Source organism: Cupriavidus sp. WS (genome assembly GCF_000395345.1).
Lineage (GTDB): Bacteria > Pseudomonadota > Gammaproteobacteria > Burkholderiales > Burkholderiaceae > Cupriavidus > Cupriavidus basilensis_B.
Map to the genome: position 1 here is coordinate 1 of NZ_AQPL01000577.1, position 1,464 is coordinate 1,464.

Annotated in this window: 1 pseudogene; it reads left to right on the plus strand. The window is 69.5% G+C overall.

The annotated features are described in order from the left end of the window. Positions 1-90: 90 nt before the first annotated feature. Positions 91-1,443 (plus strand): annotated as a pseudogene (locus tag K206_RS40245) (cysteine peptidase family C39 domain-containing protein); the annotation flags it as partial. Positions 1,444-1,464: the final 21 nt, after the last annotated feature.

The following is a 1,464-nucleotide window of genomic DNA, read 5'->3' on the forward strand; positions in this document are numbered from 1 at the left end:
GCCGACTGCTGCGCGAGGACTGGCTGATGGCCAGGGCGCAGGAACATGTGATCGAAGCGCGCTAGCGCGCCGGCGCGGGGGCACCAAGCGATGGAAGCCAGCTCCGAACTGCAGCCGCTCGCCGATTTCCTGGCCGGCGTGGAGATCCTCTCGCCGTTCTCGCGCGAGGAACTGGAGCGGCTGGCGGAGCACGCGCAGGCGCTGACCTACGGCTTCGGCGAGACCGTGTGCAACGCGGGCGACGCGGCGGGCGGCCTGTTCATCGTCAAGGCCGGCTCGGTGCGCGTGTTCAACGAGGACAACGGCAAGGAGGTGAGCCTGGGCGTGCGCAAGGCGCGCGAGGTGTTCGCCGACGTGGCCATGCTGCGCGAGTACCGGCATGAATCGTCGGTGCGCGCGTCGGGCAAGACCGAGCTGCTGTTCATCCCGCGCGGCGTGACCGAGCCGCTGGCGGCGCAGAACCCGGCGGCGATGGCGTTCATTGCCAGCTACGTGGCGATCAGCTCGGCGGGCGGCTTCGTGGCGCGCCTGTTCGACCTGCGCGGCAAGCTCGACAAGGCCGAGCTGGAAGAGGCGGTGCGCAGCGTGGGTGTCAAGCGCATATCGGCCGGCAAGGAGATCCTGCGCCAGGACGCGCGCGAGGACCGCCGCCTCTACGTGGTGCGGCAGGGCGAGGTGCGCATCGTGCGCACCGAGGACGGCGTGGAGTTTCCGCTGGCCACGCTGCGCCAGGGCGACATCTTCGGCGAGCGGGCCTGCGTGATGCGGCAGGAGCAGATCGCCTCGGCCGTCGCCGTGACCGACGCGCGGCTGCTGGTGATCCCGGAAAAGACCGTGCAGCTGATCATCGAGCGCAACCCCAGGCTGCGCGAGGTGCTGGAGGAGCGCATCCGCTTCGTCGACCGCGAGCTGCACCGCCAGAAGAAGCTGGCCGAGCGCCGCAAGCATCCGGTGATGCTGGACCTGGCCTCCAAGCCGGAAATGGGCGAGCGCGTGATCCGCCGCTTCGCGCTGGTCGAGCAGGCCGAGGAAATGGATTGCGGCGCCGCGTGCCTGGCGATGATCTGCCGCCACTACGGCATTCCGATGACGCTGGGCAAGCTGCGCGAGCTGGCCAACGTGACCACGCAGGGCGCCACGCTGGACAGCCTGGCGCGCGCGGGCGAGTCGCTCGGCTTCACCACGCGCGGCGTGCAGTGCACGCAGGATTCGCTGCTGGGCTTCACGCTGCCGTTCATCGTGCACTGGGAGGGCTACCACTACGTGGTGGTCTACGGCGTGTCCAGGCGCTGGGTGTGGGTGGCGGACCCGGCGCTGGGATTCCGCAAGATGCGCGTGGAGGAATTCGAGCGCGGCTGGAGCGGCACCTGCCTGCTGTTTACCGCCGGCGAGAGCATGGCGCAACTGGCGGTGGCGCGCTCGCCGTGGCTGCGCTTCGTCGGCTGAACCTGTCAGATTTTTTGT